Raw genomic sequence first — 15,684 nt, 5'->3', positions numbered from 1 at the left:
CGAGGCGGCGCGGATCAGCGGCGCCAGGCGTTGTCCGGACGGCGGTCGTAGCGGTTGGGGACGCCGTCGCCGTCGCGGTCGCGGTCGTAGCGGTTCGGCACGCCGTCACGGTCCTGGTCCCAGCGGCCGCCGCCGCGGCGGTGCTCGTAGCGGTCGGGGATGCCGTCGCGGTCGCGGTCCCAGCCGCCGCGGCGGGCCTCGTAGCGGTCCGGGATGCCGTCGCGGTCACGGTCGCGGTAGCCGCGGTCGTAGCCGCCGTAGGCCGACCAGCGGGCCGGCTGCATGTACCAGCCGCCATTGTTCTGGTACCAGACCGGCGCGTTGTAGACATAGCCCGGGCGTTCGACGACCCAGTAGCCCGGCGCCCAGACGTGGCGGTGGCCGTTCCAGTTCCAGTAGCCAGGCGCCCAGACATAGCCGGGGCGCGGCGCCGGTACGCGTTCGTACATCGGCGCGGGCGGCGCGGTGCCGATGTAGAGGCTGACGTTGCTCTGGGCAAGCGAGGGCAGCGGGGCAGCGGCGACGCCGGCGAGGATCAGGGCTGCAAGGGTAAGGGTGCGTTTCATATTCGGTCTCCAGTCCAGTGCGGATCAAGATGCGTTTGCGACGAGTTCACTATAGCTCGCTGCGCAGTGGCTGTGCGTCCCTGAAAGAAGTGCTTACATCTGAAACAGAATACGGGCGTTCGATGATGCCTGGTAGCCACATTGGCCTGCAACAGGAGAGGATCGGAGGGGAAAGCGGGGCGGGAATTGCGTGGAGGGAATGCGGGAGCTCAGCTGGCCGCGGGCGGGTTCCGGCAGGGGAACCGCCCGCGGTCGCCGGCGCTCAAGTCTGGCTCCCGGCACGTTCGGCCTGCAGCGACTGGCGTTTTTCGGCGTCGGTCATGCGCTTGGCGACCACGTGCACGACCGGCATGTCCGGCTGGACGGCAGCCTCGACGCGGACCGGGGCGCTGGCCTCGGCCGGCGGGATCGCATCGAGCGCCACGCTGGCCACGCCGGCGACGCTCAGGGAAATCAGGAAAGCGGCTTCCATGTGTTTGAGGACGTTCATGATGGTTCTCCTTTCGTTTCTGGGTGGTGATTCGTGTGTCGATGTGTGCACTGTATCGAAGCCGCGCCGGCGTCTCCAGCGGCGTGCGACAGGCCGCAAAAAATGCGGCATGAAGTGCGAAATTCCGCCGCCGAAGCCGCACAGTTTTCCTGCTTCCCCCGCTAGGGCTGCTCGAGCATTCGAGCGGGAGGACAGGCATGATCGGAGCGGTGTTCGGGGCCCTGGCGGCGGGGCAGGCGCGCTGGCGGCGCGCGCGCAACCTGCGGGCGGGGCAGGCGCGCACGCGGGCGCCCGTACGGACCCAGGCGCCGGCGCGCGAGGCGGGGGCGCGTCCGGCCGCGCTGCGCTGGCTTGGCCTGGCCTGCTGCCTGCTGGCCGTCGGCGGCGCCGTCGCGATCGGCGTGCACGCGCGCTGGATCGCGGCCGCGGGCGAAGCGGCGGCGGCCGGCCCGGCCGGCCTGGCCTCGCTGCAGCCGGTGCTGCCGGGCGCCGCCTTCACCGTACCGCCCGGCCCGGCGGCCGTGCTCGAACCGCATGGCGGCGCCGCGCTGTTGATCCTGTCCGGCCTGCACCCGGAACCGGCGCGCCGCATCGACCTGTGCAGCCAGATGCTCGACCCGGCCAGCGGCCGCCTGCTGCCGCTGCGGATCGGCGTGCGCTTCGACGAGGTGGCGGCGCTGGCGGCCCGGAATGCGCAGGCGGCCAGCCCGGTCCTGCTGCGCAACGTGGTGCTGGCCGAGGACGCCATGCCGCGCGTCCTGATCAAAGGGAGCGTCGCCGCGCCCGAGCTGCGCTGGGAGGGTTATGCGGCGCGCTGGGTCGGCGACCAGGGGACCGTCGCCTACCAGGCGGCGGCGTCCGGGCAGGCACGACTGGGCCGCCAGGGCTGGCTGCTGTGGGACCGCCAGGCGCTGCACTTCCTGCGCCGTCCGGCCCCATCCTGCGCGGCGGGCGAGCTGGTGTTGCAGCTCTACCGCCCGGCGGCGCCGGCGCAGGGCGGCGCGCGCGCGCTGGCGGTCGCCTTTCCGGCGGCGGGCGCGCCGGCCGAAGCCTGGCTGGCGCCCGGCGATTATCGCGTGCCGGCGCTGCCCGCAGCCGCGCTGGAAGACCAGCGCCTGTTCGAGAGCCTGCACGCGCGCGGCCTGCTGCGCATGAAAGCCGACGGCCTGGCCGAGCTGGCGCCGCCGGACCTGGCGGCCTGGCGCACACAGGGCAAGACCGGCTGGGAGCGGGTGGCCATCGACCCGGCCACGCTGCGCCTGCTCGAGCGCCTGTACCGGCACGCCGACGGCGATTTCGTGCGCGAGCAGGTACGGATCTTCAACAGCGAGCGCCGGCTGCTGGCCTGGCGCCTGCGCCCGGCGCTCGACGCCGGCCGCTGGCAGGCCGAGGCGGGCGGGGCGCCGGCGCCGCTGGCGGGCGACCTGCCGGCCGCGGCGGCCCGGCTGTTTGCCCGTTTGCCGCAGGGCTGGGGCGGCTGGCAGCGAATCGCCGCCTGGCCGCTCGGCGGCGAAGGCGCGCGCCTGCGCCTGCGCCTGCCGGACGGGCAGCAAGCCGCGACGCTGGAGCTGATGCTGGCCGGGCGCCTGGTGGGCCTGCGCGGCGCGCGGCTGGTCTCGGCGGCGCCGGCGTGCGGCGGGCGGGCCTGCACCCGGCCGGACGAGGTGCAGGTGCTCGCGCTGGCGCCGGACCCGGGCGCGCGCGAAGTGGTGCTGGATGCCGCGCCGCTCGGCATCGATGCGCTGGCGGCGCCGGGCGATGCCCGCTACCGCCACATCGTGCTGAAGGACGGCGGCCTCGCATGGCAGGCGCTGCCGGCCGGCCAGGGGCGGCGCGCGCCGGCCGGGTCCGAGGTGGCGCTGCGCGACCGCCGCGGCCGCAGCCTGTGGATCGACGGCGCCCCGAGCGAGGCGGCGCGCCAGGCCGGGCTGGCCCCGCTGCTGGGCGTGCGGGCCGGGCACGCCAACAGCGTGGCCGGCATGCTGGCGCGGTTGCCGGGCAGCGGCAGCCACCAGGCCGTCCTGACGCTCGACCTCGAACTGCAGACGGCGGCCCAGGCGGCGCTCGACTGCATCGCCATGCGCCGCGGCGCCTGGGATGGCCGCCGCTGCAGCGGTGGAAGCGCACCGCCGGCCGGGCGCCAGGCGGGAATGGTGGTAATGGACGCCGGCAGCGGCGAGGTGCTGGCCGCTGCCGGCGCCGGGGCCGGCGGGATCGACGGCGCGAACTGGGCCGAAGTGCGCGATTTCGACCGCATCGACCCGGCCGCCAGCCCGCTGCGCCTGCCGGCCTTCCAGCACGACGGCGGCGCCGAGCGGAGTCCGGGCTCGACCTTCAAGATCGTCAGCGCACTCGGGCTGGAGCGGGCGGCGCGCCAGGACGCCCGGCTCGACGCGCTGCTGGCCGGCGAGCCGCTGGCCGCCATCAATGCGGCCGCCGCGGCGCGCGGCTTCGCCTTCCGCACCGATGCGCCCACCTATCCGGCCGACGGGCGCGCCCGCATCACGAACTTCCGCGACCAGGGGCTGGACCGGCGCGCCCAGGATGGCCGCCTGGGCCTGCAGCAAGCCATCACCTACAGCCTGAACACCTGGTTCGCCTGGGCCGGCGAACTGTCGGACCGCAGCCTGCTGGGCCGGCCCGACGGTGGCGCGCCCGACCTGCAGCCGCTGACGCCGGGCGCGCTGGACCCTGTCCGGCCGATCGTCGCCATGGCGCGCCGGCTCGGCTTCGGCGAGGCGCTGCGCCTGGACGGCGGCTTGCTGCCGGCCGACTACCCGTGGTCGGCGTGGGACGCGCTGCAGGCCAGCCCCAGCGGCATCGACCCGGTGCATACGCGCCACGAACTGCGCCAGATGGCGATCGGGCTGCGCATGCAGGCCACGCCGCTGCAGATGGCGCTGGTGGCGGCGGCGGTGGGCGAGGGGCGCGTGATCCGGCCGCGCCTGCTGGCCAGCCTGGACGGGCGCGCCGCGGACGCGCATCCCGGCCCGGAGCTCGGGGTGCGCCTGGACCGCATCCGTGCCGGCATGAAGGGCGTGATCGACGCCGGCACCGCCGCCGGCGCCTTCCGCGCGCCCGAGCTGGCGGCGTTGCGGCGCGGCCTGTACGGCAAGACCGGCACCGCGCCGGTCGGCGACGGCGACCTGGCCACGGTCTGGTTCACCGGCTGGCTCGAACCCGGCAGCCTGCCGGGCCAGACGCGCCGGCTGGCCTTCGCCGTGTTCGCCAGCCGCTCGGACGAGACCGGCGGTGGCCATGCGGCGCCGGTCGTGGCGGCGCTGCTGCGCGCGATGCAGGACATGAAATGGACGCCGGCGGCGCGATAGGCGGAATTGGCGGGTGATTCGCGTCCTCCAGCGCGCCTCGCTTTCGTGTTTGTATGGCATTATTTTGCTGGATTGACACGAAAGAGGAAGGTATGCGTTTGCCGGGGACCCGGTACCAGGAGCCGGGCTGGGAGGAAGTGCGCAAGCTGCTGGGGCAATGCTCGCTGGCGGCCCTGCGCGGCTGTGCGCGCCTGGTCGATCCTGCGCGCCTGTCCGACCCGTCCGTCATGGAGGAGACGCTGGCCGACTACGTCGAGCTGACCGCCGACCGCCTGCGCCAGGCCCGGCGCACCCCGCGCGCGCTGGCGGCGGGCAACAGCTACGGCGACACGGTGCTGGAACTTTCGCTGGGCCTGCTGTACGAATTGCGGGCCCGTCCCGCCGACTGGCACGCCTTCTGCGCCGCCATCGCGGCCGAGCAGGCGCGCATCGGGGCCTTCTGGCGCGACGCCGGCGGCGAGGCCCTGCTGCGCAAGAAGGTGAACGATATGTACGCCGTCCTGCGCGACAAGGTCGACGCCGACAACTACCTGGCCGCCTGCGGCCGCCCCTGCAGCCCGAACCGGATGTACGCCTACCGCATGCTGGACACGGCCTATGGCGAGATCGCCCGCCTGTTCGCCGGCTGGGAGCAGCACCGCGCCCAGGTCGGCGCCATCCTCGGGCGCGAACTGCAGGGCACGCCGATCGAAGTGCGCCAGCTGCGCTCGATCGCCGACTGCCGCGCCGAATGGCTGCTGCGCTGGAGCGAGACCCTGGAGCGCTTCACCGGCAGCGCCGGCCCGTTGCACACCCGCTCGAAGCGCTTCGCCAGCCTGAAGGGCGCACCCGACCGGATCGCCGCCATGCTGGCCGAGATCGGCGACTACGAAGCCTTGTCGTCGAACCAGGACCGCGACTGGCTGCAGGACCGCGACGACGCCGCGCTGTGGATGGAAGATTACTGGCGCGTGCTGCAGGAGTCGGAACAGGCGGCCACGCCCGGACCGGACCGGATCCTGGAAGCGTGCGAAGATGCGCTCGATGTGGATGGCGCGGCGGAGCCCGAGCCGGATCCGCCGCTCGACGAGGATCCGCAATGGGAGGCGCTGGCCGCCGCGGTTTCACTTCCCCCCGGCTACATGCTGGCGGCGGGCGAGGCCGAGCAGCGCGCGGGCTGGGTGGCGCGCGAACTGGCCAGGGACGGCCTGGCGCTGCGGCTGGCCGTGTATGCGAAGCTGCTGGGGCCGGGCGACGATGCGTATCCGGACGCCTGGCGCGACCCGGCCACCGGGGAATTGCCGACCATGCAGCAGCTGGCCGGACTGGCCCAGGTATCGCTGCCGACCCTGCGCAAGCGGCGCGACGCGGCGATCGCCCGCCTGCAAGCGGCAACCATGAGGAGAAGCGAATGAACACGAACACCGCACGCGACGGCGGCATCGAGCGCCGCCTGCAGGAACGCCTGCTGCTGGACCGGCGCGTCGAGGGCGACCGCCTGGTGCTGGCCGACGCGACCCTGGTCGCAGCGCTGGACGGCAGCCGGCCGTTGACGGCGGGCGAGCGCGCCGCCCTGCAGGCTTCGCCGCTGACCCTGCGCCGCCTGCGCCAGCTCGCGCTCGAGCGGCGCGCCGCGCAGCCGGGAAGCGCCGGGGCCCCGGGATGGCGCGCCAGCCCAGGCCGCCTGCGCGCGGCCAGCGGCGGCGCGATCGACGCCCTGCGCACCGACGACGGCTGGTTCACCCTGCACCTGGTCGCCGACGGGGCGGGGTGGAAGACGATCCTGCAGCTGGCGGCCGAGGCGCCGTTCGCGCCGGCGCTGCTGGCGGCGCGCGCGGCGCTGCGCGTGCGCGACGGCGCCGGCCGCACGATCCTGGAGGGCCGGCTGGACGCGGATGGCGAATGCGAAGCCGCCTGGCCGTTCCGGGATGCGCCCGCCAGCCACCTGCAGGCGGCCGGCGCCGCCTTCGCCGTCGAAGCGCTGCCCGGATGAGGACATGATGCTGGGTTTCTTCAAGCGCGCCGCCGTCCCCGAACAGGCCTGCGAACTCGGCCGGACCGTGGTCGCGCTGGCGCTCCCCGCGGGCGCCGCGCCTCCCGCCGGATGCCAGGCCGTGGTGGTCGGCACGGATGGCCGCACCCGCCGCCTGCAGGCCGCGCGCCGCATCGAAGCGCGGCCGGAAGAGACGGCCTATGCCTTCCACCCGGGTCCTTACACGGCCGACCTGCTGCCCTTCGCCGCGGCGCCGGAAATCGGCCTGCGCACCAGCTTCGCGGTCGACGCGCCGGATCCGCAGGCGTCCCAGCAGCGCTTCGACCTCTACCTCGCGGCCGAGGTGACCGGGCGGCTGGAGCTGGCCGCGCTGGCGGCGGCGATCGAGTCCTCCTTGCGCCACGAGCTGGAAACCGGCGGCCTGGAGCTGCCGCCCTGTACTACCCTGGACGAGTGGAACGCCTTCCGCCAGGGCTTGAACCAGCTGCTCTACATGCGTTTCGGCGTGACCGTGGACGATTGCGTGCCGGTCGACCTGGCCGATACGCATGACTATGCGCGCGCGCTGGCGGAGCGGGCCGAAAGCCAGGCCGCGGCGCCGGCCGCGCCGCCGCCCGAACCGGTGGCCATCGAGCGTTTCGATCCTGTGCAGGAGGACGCGAAGGCGCTGCGCCGCCTGTTCCTGGAGCTGCCCTGCCTGATGTGCGGGACGCGGCTGGCGGCGATGCCGGCGGCCTCGGCGCAGTTCCAGCGCCAGCAAGCCTTGCTGCAGCGCCTGGACCTGGTGTCGGTGGCCGTCAACGCGATGCCGGCGCTGGACCTGGCGGCGCCGGGCCAGCCGCTGGCCGCGGACCAACAGCTGCGCCGCGCGCGCCACAGCCGCCGCGCCTGCGTGTCGCTGGACGAGGCCTGGGCCTTGCTGGCCCGCCTGCGCCAGGCCGGCGAGGCCGCGCTGCCCCGGTTGTACGACGAAGCCGAGCGTATCGTCGCGAACCTGGAGGCCGATTGCGCCGGGCGCCGCAGCGTCACCGGCGAAGGAGAGGCATCATGAACCCGATTCCCGACACGGTGCTGGTGCGCTGCCCGCTGGCCGACGGCGCGATCCTGACCCTGACCGCCACGCGCCGCCCGCGCGCCGGGCGCGCCGAAGTCAAATGCGCGGTGCCGGACGATGCGCTCCTGGCCGGCCGCATGCAGCAGGTGGTGCGCCTGGCGCGCCTGACCGAGCCGCGCTTCGACAGCCGCGACCAGGTCGTGCTGAGCCTCGACCGCCGGCCGCCGCCGGGCGAGCGCGGCTGGGAGCTGGCCGCGGTGCTGGCCGACCGGATGGTGCGCGGCCTGCAGCGGCCCCGGCCCGGGCTGCTGGCCAACGGCTGGTCCGACGAATGGGAGCGTGGTCGCGTGGCCGGCAACACCCTCGGCGCGGCATCGGCGGCACAGGCCGCGGATGCGCTATTGGGCGGCGCCGGCCTGCCGCACCTGGGCCTGCTGAGCGGCCACGCCGATCCGGCTGCGGCGGTATCGACCGCGCGCGCCTGGTTTCCGCTGCACAGCGGCGCGGACGGCGGGATGGGCTGGGTCGAGGTCAGCGTGCATCCGCTCGGGCGCCATGCGGGCGCGGAGGCGGCGGACGAGGAGCAGACCATCGCCGCGCCGGACCAGGACGCGGCGCGCCAGCTGGCCGTGCGCCAGGTCCTGGGCGGCGCGCGGCACTTCGACGGCCGCGCCCTGGGCCGCTGGCGCAGCGTGGTGCGCTTCGGCGCCGAAGCGTTTGCCGGCAATTCCTGGGAACTGGCGCTGGTGATGGCGGACCGGCTGGCGCGCGGGCGCGAGTTCGTGCCGCGCGGACGCCTGATCGCCAGCGGCTGTTCCGGCGCCTGGCATGCCGGCCGGGTCGACCCGGTCGACGGCGTCGCGCCGAAGTGCGCGCTGCTGCTGCGCGAGGCCGGCCCCGGCGACCGCATCCTGCTGCCGCGCGCCTGGCAGGAGCAGCTGCCGGATGGTTTCGCAGAAGGGCTGCGCGCACAAGGCGCGAGCGTGGCCTGCGTGGAGCGGATCGGGATCATTTGAAGCCTGCGCACGATTGTCGTGTGGACAACAAGGCGGGCGGGCGGCTGCTAGAATCGGCTGGCAACCGGGCTGTATGAACTGGGCGGTATGAAGAGGAGCGGGTCATGTTGAAGATGTTCGGAATCGGCGCTGGCGCCTGTCCCCGTTGCGAGCACGGCAATGCCGCCGGGGCCGCGTACTGCGCCTCCTGCGGCCTGCTGCTGGGCGCGCCGCGCCACCGTCCGGTGCTGGTCGAGAACCGCTGGGCGCCGGGTCCGGACGAGCTGGCCGTATTCTTCGGCGTGCGCGACCTGTCCGGCATCTTCGTCAAGACCCTGCACGTGCCGGCCACGGCCCGCGCCTACATCCTGCAGGGCGGGCAGGCCACCGAGGTGCCGCAGGGGGAGTACGAGATCGAAGGTTTCTTCACCCGGCTGAACAACCTGCTGCGCGACCAGCATGCGGAAATCCTGGTCACCCGCAGCGCCGCGCTGCCGGTCGAATTCGTGCTCGACGGCCTGGCCACCTGCGAACACCTGCAGGTCGAGGCCACGCTCACGCTGTCGCTGAAGATCGAGAACGTGCCGGCCTTCGCGCGCCACTTCATGACCATGCCCGGCACGATCAAGGACGCGCAGCTGCGCGAGCTGCTGTTGGAGCCGGTGCGCCAGCTGGCGCGCGAATTCGTGGCGGCGCGCTCGCTGCGCGACATGGCCGGCCGCCGCGAGCTGCGCCTGGAACTCGACCAGCATCTGCAGGGCGGCCTGGCGCTGCTGCTGTCCGGCTACGGCCTGGCGGTGGTGCGGGTCGACACCATCGCGCTTCGTCACGACAAGTTCGACGCCAACCGGGAGCGCATCGGCACCCTGTGGCTGGCCGCGGACGAGCAGCGCGTGCGCATCGAGCACGCGAAGCAGCTCGACGAGCTGTACGGCGAAGCGGAGTGGAACCGGATCCGCCGCGAGGAACAGGAAAGCCGCCTGCGCCACCGCCGCGCCGAGCTGCGCCAGGACGGGAGCCTGGAGCACGCCGGCCTGTCGCTCAAGAACGCCGAGCGCGCCCAGGCGATCCGCGCGCGCCAGATCGAACTGTACGGCCGCATCGTCGAATCGCGCACCCGCAAGCAGGCGATCGAGCGCGGCGCCGTCGATGCCGTGGCGGCGCTCGAACACGCGCTCGAGGGCAAGCACGGCGCGCGCCAGGACGAGGCGGCGCAATGGCAGCAGCTGCGCGAGCTGGCCGCGATCCGCATGCGCACCGAACTCGAAGTCGCGCAGCAGGATGCGGCGCAGGCGCGCGCCGTGGCCCGGCAGCGCTTCGCCCACCAGCTGCTGCAGCAGCAGATCCGCAACAAGATCGAGCAGGCGCGCGGCATCGAGGACGCCAGCCGCCAGCGCGCCGAGCTGGCCAGGCTGCACGAGGCCGAGCAGGCGGCGGCGCGGCGCGCGCGCGAGATCGACGACGAGGGCCATGCGGCGCGCCTGAAGCTGCTGCGGCTGGAGAACGAGGCCCACCGCCGCGAAGCCGAGCGGGTGCTGGAGTGGCAGGATGCCCAGGCCGCGGGCCGCCTGTCGCTGGACGCCGAGCAGGTGCGCCAGCAGCTCGAGACCCTGCGCCGGGGCGGCGCCCGGGAGGACGCGCTGGCCCAGCACGAAAAGCTGCTGCGCACGATCGAGGCCGACGCCATCGCCGCGCGCAACGAGCGCGAGGGCGAGCGTGAGAAGCGCATGCACGAGCTCGACCTGGTCCGGGCCGAGATCGAACGCGCCGCAGCGCTGGGCGCCCTCGACGACAGCGCCAAGGTCGCGCTGGTGGCGCCCGCCAACGCGGCCCTGCTTGCCGACGTGATGAAGACCCGCATGCATGCCGGCATGCGCGCCGATCAGCTGGCGGCCCTGGCCGGCGTGGTCGGCGCCGCGAATACCGATGCCTGGCGCCTGGCGCAAGAGCAGGTGGAACAGGAGCGCGTGCGGCGCGACGCCCAGCTGGAGCGCGAACGCCGCCACCAGCTCGAACTGCTCGCCCTGCAGAACGACGTCAACAAGACCGCGCTGGCGACCCAGGCCCAGCTCGGCGCCGGCGTCGCCGGCGCGCTGGCCGGAGCCGTGAAGGCCTGCGTCCACGCCGGCGCACACCCGGGCGACCGTTTCTGCGCGGCCTGCGGCGCCGCGCTGCCGGCACGGGGATGATGCAGACCGCGATCGACAAGCTGCGCGAACTGCGCGCCCTGCACGAAGACGGCCTGCTGAGCCGCCAGGAATTCGACAGCCGCAAGAACGCCATCCTCGACGCCGCCTACGCGCCGCCCCTGCCGGCCGACGCCGCGCCGGGGCAGGCCGCCATGCCGCTGCGCGCCCCGGCGGCCGAGCGCGGCACCGAGATCGGCCTGATGACGGGCCAGGAAGTCGGCCCCATCGGACGCCGCTATCGCCTCGAGCGCCTGATCGCCCACGGCGGCATGGGCCAGGTGTGGCAGGCCACCGACCTCGCCACCCACGCGGAACTGGGCCACAGCGCCCGGGTCGCGCTGAAGATCCTGCCGCCCCGGCTGACCCTGAACACGGCCCATGCACGCCTGCTCATCGAAGAAGCCGCGCGCGCCCGCCAGCTCGCCCATGAGCACATCGTGCGGGTCTACGACTGGGCCCAGGACCCGGCCACGGCCAGCTACTTCATCATCATGGAATGCCTGGAAGGCGAGGACCTCGACAGCCTGCTGGCGCGCGAGGGACCGCTCGGCCTGGAGCGCACGCTTGCCTTGCTCAAGCCGGTCGCGGCCGCCCTCGAGCATGCCTGGGAGCGCCACCAGCTGGTGCACCGCGACATCAAGCCGGCCAACCTGTTCCTGACCCGCGCCGGCGAGGTCAAGCTGCTCGACTTCGGCATCGCCGCCCGCGCGAGCGGCACGGGCGAAGCGCCGCTGGAGGCGCCGGCCAGCTCGGGCACGGCCGGCTACCGCGCTCCCGAAGCGGGACGCGGCGCGCAGCCGGAGACGCCGGCGCGCGGCCTGGACGTGCATGCGGTGGCGGTGATGGTCTACCGGATGCTGAGCGGCCGCCTGCCGTTCGGCGCCGGCCAGGACGAGCGGCCGCTGCCGCCCCGTCCCGACGGGCTTTCCGACGCCCAGTGGGAGACGCTGCAGGCCGGCTTTGCGGCCGACGCCGCCGCGCGCCCGGGCAGCGTGAGCGCATTGATCGAGCGGCTGGAGCAGGGCACCGGCCCCGGCGAAGCCGAACGGCGCGCCGACGGCGAGTCCGGGCAGGACGCCGAACAGGCCACGCAAGCCGAACGCGAAGCGGCCGAGGCCGAGCTGCTGCGCCGCGCCCAGGAAGCGGCGCTGCGGCGCCGTGCGGAAGCCGAGGCCAAGGCCAGGGCTGCGGCCCAGGCCGCGCTGGACCGCCAGCGCCGCGAACAGGAGCGCCTGGCGCGCATCGCGGCCGAGGAAGCGCGGCGGGTGCGCAAGGAAGAACTGCGGCGCCAGCTGGCGGAACGCCGCGCGCTCGAGGCGGAAAAGGCGCGCCAGGAAGCCGAGCAGGCCCGCCGCAAGCTGGCGCAAGCCAGGGCCGCCGCGGCCTATCTCGCGCAACAGCAGCGTGCGCGCGCGGAGCTGGCGGCGCGCAACCAGGCCGAGCTCGAAGCGCTGATGCCGACCCCGCACAGTCCGGTGGCCGACCTCGAAGGCGTGCTGCGCGACCGCTTCCTGGACGGCGAGGGCCAGGGCCCGGAACTGGTGCTGCTGCCGACCGGGCGCTTCCAGATGGGCTCACCGGAGCATGAGCGCCGGCTCGCGATGGAGGCCGGCTCGCAAAAGAGCTGGCTGGCGCGCGAGCTGCCGCAGCACTGGGTCGGCATCGACCGGCCGATCGCGATGGGCCGCTACCCGGTCACGGTGGGCGAGTGGCGGGCCTTCGTGCGCGCCACGGGCTGGCGCCAGAGCGGTGAAGTGAACTGGGAAGCGCCGGGCTTTGCGCAGACCGATGCGCATCCGGTGGTCGGCGTCAACTGGTACGACGCCCAGGACTATGTGCGCTGGCTGTCGGAGGCCACCGGACGCCATTACCGCCTGCCGAGCGAAGCCGAGTGGGAATACGCCTGCCGCGCCGGCACCAAAACCGCGTTCAGCTTCGGCGACACCATCTCGACCGCGCAGGCCAATTACGACGGCAATTTCACGTACAACGGCGGCGCGCGCGGCGAATACCGGCGCGGCACCACGCCGGCCGGGATGTTCCCGCCCAACCCATGGGGCCTGTTCGACATGCACGGCAATGTCTGGGAATGGGTGCAGGACGTGGTGCATGACAACTACGAAGGCGCGCCGCTGGACGGCAGCGCCTGGGAAGAGGGCGGCGACCAGGCCCGCCGCATCCTGCGCGGCGGTTCCTGGCTGTACAACCCGCGCTACCTGCGCTCGGCCCTGCGCAACGGCTTTTCGAGCGCCTTGTCGAACGACATCGTCGGCTTCCGGGTCGTGCGCGACTTGCTGTAGGTCCGTGGGATAATCGGTCGTGCATTTCGAGTGACCGGCGGTCGGCCGTGCACGCATGAGTCGACGCCACCGCTCAACGGAGGGCTATCATGCGTATTCCGGAGAGTATCCGTATTCCCGTCATCGTGTTTTCGCTGGAAGCCGCGCTGCTGGCAGGCGCCGCGTTGATCTTCCTGGTGCTGCGCCCGGGCTGACCGGAACGCCGTTCAGGCGCCCGACAGTTGCGGAACGGCGCGGCGGTCGGCGCCGCGCACTGCCCGGACGTCGGGGTAGGGCGTGGCGGTAAAGCGTACCTGGCCGTGGAAACCGGCCAGGCGGTCGAGTGCGGCCGCAGGACCCAGCGGGGTGTCGGCGCCGGTGCCCGGATCGCGGTGCCAGAAACCGCCGTCGCGGTGGAACAGTTGCGGCAGCACGGCGGCGCGCGGCAGGGCGCTGCCAGGATCGGTGGACGGCGCCACGCCGGGCGCCAGCAGCGTGAAGCATTCGGCGGCGCCGCCGGCGTCGACGCGGTGCAGCACCACGGCATGCGGCAGCAGCGCCGTCACCACCAGCGCGGCCACGCCCCGGATGCTGGCCGTCAGTTCGATGCGCATCCCCAGCCGCAGCGGCACCGGGCTGGACTTGCCGGGCCAGGCGCCGTCCAGCAGCAGGCCGTAGCGCGACACATCCTCGATCTCGAACCCGTGCCGGCCCGGCCGGATCACGGCGTGGCGCGCCGAAATGCGCCGCGTCAGGCCTTCGTACTCGGGGCCATGCTCGCCGTAATGGCACAGCAGCAGGTCGGCCTCGGCGTCGATCCGGCCCAGTACGCATTCGTCGAGGGCGAACAGGCGCAGGTGGCGCTGCATGCCCGCATCCGGTTCGGCATGCACCAGGCAGGCGCGCGAGGCCGGGCAGGGGTGGGCCGCGCGCGTGGCCGGCAGGTCGATCTCGATCAGCTCTTCGTCCCAGGCGATGGTCGGCAGCGCCAGGTCGATCTTGCCCTGGGGTGCGCCGGACTGCGGTCCGAGCTGGAGCTGGGCGATGGAGGCGTTGCGGGCCTCGATCGCGATGTCGAGCGGGCCGGCCGCGTCCAGGCCGTGCAGGCGCGCGATCGAGGCGTCGTCGGCGTGGATGCGCACGTTCTTGCGCGCCGCCAGGTAAGTCTGGTGGATCTCGGCCAGCGAGGCATCCAGGCGCGGCACCAGCAGCACCACGGTCGCGACCCAGGTGCGGGCGTTGCCCGGCTGTCCGGGATCGCGGGCGTGCAGCTCGACGTCGACGCGGTACTGGCCATGTTCGCGGCCGCGCGACGAGAACTCGACCACCACCGGGCGCCAGCCGCCGCGCAGGCTGCGCGTGAAGGTCTGGCGGCCGCCGCCCTGCGGCAGCAGCGCCGAGCGCAGCAGCATGGTGAGCTCGGCCGGGGTGTCGTCCGGCATGCCGCGCAGCTCCAGTCTGATGGCCTGGCGGCCGCCGGCGGCGCGCGGGTCGAAATCGCTGATGTGCAACAGCGGCCCGGCCTGTCCATGCGCCGGGAGTGCGGCGGCGCCGGGGCGGATCGCATCGGCGGCGTCGCGCCTGGCGCGGACGGACTGCAGCATGTCGAAGCTGGAACCGAGGGCATCCGCCGCCACCGCAGGCTGGCCATGGCCGTGCGCGCAGGCCTGCTCGCCGGGCATGACCCAGGCGGTGCAGTGCGGATGGTCGGGGCTGCTGCAGCGTTTCATGGTCGGTCGGCTGGTTCTCGTCAGGGATAGCTTACGTGATGTTGGCTGGGCTCAGGCGCCCGGCAGGACGGTTTCGTCGCGCGCACCCGGGGCCGGACCCGGGCCCGGCGTGCGCAGCAGGATGGCCGTCACGTTGTCCGGGTGGAAGAAGGCGGGTGGGTGCGCTTCGTAGGCCCGCAGCAGGGCCGCCAGCATGCCGGCCGCATCGAGCCGCCCGCCGAGCAGCTGCGGCCACTGGCCAACCCAGCCGTAGGGATCGGAGCAGGACCACAGGCCGTCGGTGGCCAGCAGGTAGGTGGCGTCCGGGCGCAGGTGGAGCACGCGCCGGTCCGGCAGGGCGCACAGCCAGGACGGCAGGTTCAGCGGGGTCAGTTCGAACAGCGCATCGTTCAGCTGGGCCGGGTTGGCGAAGGCATTCCCGAGGATAAAGGCTTGCGAGACCTGGGGCCGGTGCTCGCCGTGCACCTGCTGCCACCATTCCTGTTCGCCGATCAGGCCTGCCATCGCGAAGGCGGTGGCCGGCACGTGGTCGACGGTCAGCGGCGCCGCGCGCTCGCGCGTGATCTCGTACAGGCGCGAATCGCCGATGTGGTACAGGATCGGGTCGCCGTGTTCGGGCAGCTCCAGCAGGGTGAGGGTGGTGCCGGGACGCGGCCCGGCTCCGGCCAGCTGCGCGAAATGGCGCTGCAGCCCGGCGTGCAGCTGGTCGAGGTGGCGGGTCAGTGCGGCTGCCGAATCGCAGGGCGGCATCGCCAGCAGGCCGGCCACGACCGCTTCCGCCGCTTCGCGTCCATGCCCATGGCCGCCCATCCCGTCCAGCACGGCGAGCCGGGCATGGCCCGGGCGCCAGCGCGCCAGCTGGCGGCGCTGCGGCTGCTGGCCGTGGAGCCAGACGGCGTGGCCGGAGGTGTCGACCAGCAGCAGGTTGTCCTGGTTTTCTTCGCGCAGGCGCGGCCCGGCGCCCAGCCGCGAAGCGGCAGCCACGTCGAACGCGCCGAAGCGCAGCGAGGAAGTGTTCAAACCTTCGGAAGTCTGCATCCCCCTACTCTAACCGAAATGGCAAAAAGCCAAGCGACGATT

At 73.7% G+C, this 15,684-nt stretch carries 11 protein-coding genes; 7 read left to right on the top strand and 4 right to left on the bottom strand.

What is annotated here, in order from left to right; translation table 11 throughout:
• Window positions 1–14: 14 nt before the first annotated feature.
• Window positions 15–566, bottom strand: a complete 552-nt coding sequence (locus tag AC3A6M_RS16425; protein WP_487853798.1) for a YXWGXW repeat-containing protein — start codon at window positions 564–566, stop codon at window positions 15–17.
• Between the two features lie 262 nt (window positions 567–828).
• Entirely contained in the window at window positions 829–1,056 is a 228-nt protein-coding gene (locus AC3A6M_RS16420) for a hypothetical protein (RefSeq protein WP_487853797.1), read from the bottom strand.
• Window positions 1,057–1,253: 197 nt separating this feature from the next.
• On the opposite strand from AC3A6M_RS16420, the gene AC3A6M_RS16415 reads away from it, so the two are divergent.
• From AC3A6M_RS16415 to AC3A6M_RS16385, 7 genes are all read left to right on the top strand, one after another.
• Window positions 1,254–4,385, top strand: coding sequence for a penicillin-binding transpeptidase domain-containing protein (locus AC3A6M_RS16415; RefSeq protein ID WP_487853796.1), 3,132 nt, complete (start codon window positions 1,254–1,256; stop codon window positions 4,383–4,385).
• A 92-nt stretch (window positions 4,386–4,477) separates the two neighbouring features.
• A complete protein-coding gene (locus AC3A6M_RS16410; protein WP_487853795.1) occupies window positions 4,478–5,779 on the top strand; it encodes a hypothetical protein in 1,302 nt (433 codons plus the stop codon).
• Window positions 5,776–6,357: a hypothetical protein gene (locus tag AC3A6M_RS16405; RefSeq protein ID WP_487853794.1), complete on the top strand. Its 582-nt coding sequence runs from the start codon at window positions 5,776–5,778 to the stop codon at window positions 6,355–6,357. Before AC3A6M_RS16410 ends, AC3A6M_RS16405 begins: the two co-directional genes overlap by 4 nt.
• Window positions 6,358–6,361: 4 nt before the next feature.
• Entirely contained in the window at window positions 6,362–7,408 is a 1,047-nt protein-coding gene (locus AC3A6M_RS16400) for a hypothetical protein (protein ID WP_487853793.1), read from the top strand.
• Window positions 7,405–8,427: a hypothetical protein gene (locus AC3A6M_RS16395; protein WP_487853792.1), complete on the top strand. Its 1,023-nt coding sequence runs from the start codon at window positions 7,405–7,407 to the stop codon at window positions 8,425–8,427. The genes AC3A6M_RS16400 and AC3A6M_RS16395 overlap by 4 nt, the downstream gene beginning before the upstream one ends.
• A 104-nt stretch (window positions 8,428–8,531) precedes the next feature.
• The gene (locus AC3A6M_RS16390; RefSeq protein WP_487853791.1) at window positions 8,532–10,595 is read left to right on the top strand and encodes a coiled-coil domain-containing protein; all 2,064 of its coding nucleotides are present in this window, start codon (window positions 8,532–8,534) and stop codon (window positions 10,593–10,595) included.
• Window positions 10,592–12,895, top strand: a complete 2,304-nt coding sequence (locus tag AC3A6M_RS16385; RefSeq protein WP_487853790.1) for an SUMF1/EgtB/PvdO family nonheme iron enzyme — start codon at window positions 10,592–10,594, stop codon at window positions 12,893–12,895. Before AC3A6M_RS16390 ends, AC3A6M_RS16385 begins: the two co-directional genes overlap by 4 nt.
• A gap of 206 nt (window positions 12,896–13,101) precedes the next feature.
• Here AC3A6M_RS16385 and AC3A6M_RS16380 read toward each other — a convergent pair whose 3' ends face one another.
• Together AC3A6M_RS16380 and AC3A6M_RS16375 are read right to left on the bottom strand one after the other, a co-directional pair.
• Window positions 13,102–14,604: an FHA domain-containing protein gene (locus AC3A6M_RS16380; protein WP_487853789.1), complete on the bottom strand. Its 1,503-nt coding sequence runs from the start codon at window positions 14,602–14,604 to the stop codon at window positions 13,102–13,104.
• Between the two features lie 51 nt (window positions 14,605–14,655).
• The gene (locus tag AC3A6M_RS16375; RefSeq protein WP_487853788.1) at window positions 14,656–15,642 is read right to left on the bottom strand and encodes a PP2C family protein-serine/threonine phosphatase; all 987 of its coding nucleotides are present in this window, start codon (window positions 15,640–15,642) and stop codon (window positions 14,656–14,658) included.
• Window positions 15,643–15,684: the final 42 nt, after the last annotated feature.

Source organism: Telluria sp. Soil_C_11 (assembly GCF_057657395.1).
The sequence above is the reverse complement of the archived record's forward strand: the minus strand, read 5'-3'. Positions and strand labels throughout refer to the sequence as shown.

Bases quoted from the DNA above. Each gene is read 5' to 3' on its own strand.
- AC3A6M_RS16395 (WP_487853792.1), top strand. From the start codon at position 7,405: ATGAACCCGATTCCCGACACGGTGCTGGTGCGCTGCCCGCTGGCCGAC.
- AC3A6M_RS16390 (WP_487853791.1), top strand. From the start codon at position 8,532: ATGTTGAAGATGTTCGGAATCGGCGCTGGCGCCTGTCCCCGTTGCGAG.
- AC3A6M_RS16420 (WP_487853797.1), bottom strand. From the start codon at position 1,056: ATGAACGTCCTCAAACACATGGAAGCCGCTTTCCTGATTTCCCTGAGC.
- AC3A6M_RS16425 (WP_487853798.1), bottom strand. From the start codon at position 566: ATGAAACGCACCCTTACCCTTGCAGCCCTGATCCTCGCCGGCGTCGCC.
- AC3A6M_RS16400 (WP_487853793.1), top strand. From the start codon at position 6,362: ATGATGCTGGGTTTCTTCAAGCGCGCCGCCGTCCCCGAACAGGCCTGC.
- AC3A6M_RS16410 (WP_487853795.1), top strand. From the start codon at position 4,478: ATGCGTTTGCCGGGGACCCGGTACCAGGAGCCGGGCTGGGAGGAAGTG.
- AC3A6M_RS16375 (WP_487853788.1), bottom strand. From the start codon at position 15,642: ATGCAGACTTCCGAAGGTTTGAACACTTCCTCGCTGCGCTTCGGCGCG.
- AC3A6M_RS16380 (WP_487853789.1), bottom strand. From the start codon at position 14,604: ATGAAACGCTGCAGCAGCCCCGACCATCCGCACTGCACCGCCTGGGTC.
- AC3A6M_RS16415 (WP_487853796.1), top strand. From the start codon at position 1,254: ATGATCGGAGCGGTGTTCGGGGCCCTGGCGGCGGGGCAGGCGCGCTGG.
- AC3A6M_RS16385 (WP_487853790.1), top strand. From the start codon at position 10,592: ATGATGCAGACCGCGATCGACAAGCTGCGCGAACTGCGCGCCCTGCAC.
- AC3A6M_RS16405 (WP_487853794.1), top strand. From the start codon at position 5,776: ATGAACACGAACACCGCACGCGACGGCGGCATCGAGCGCCGCCTGCAG.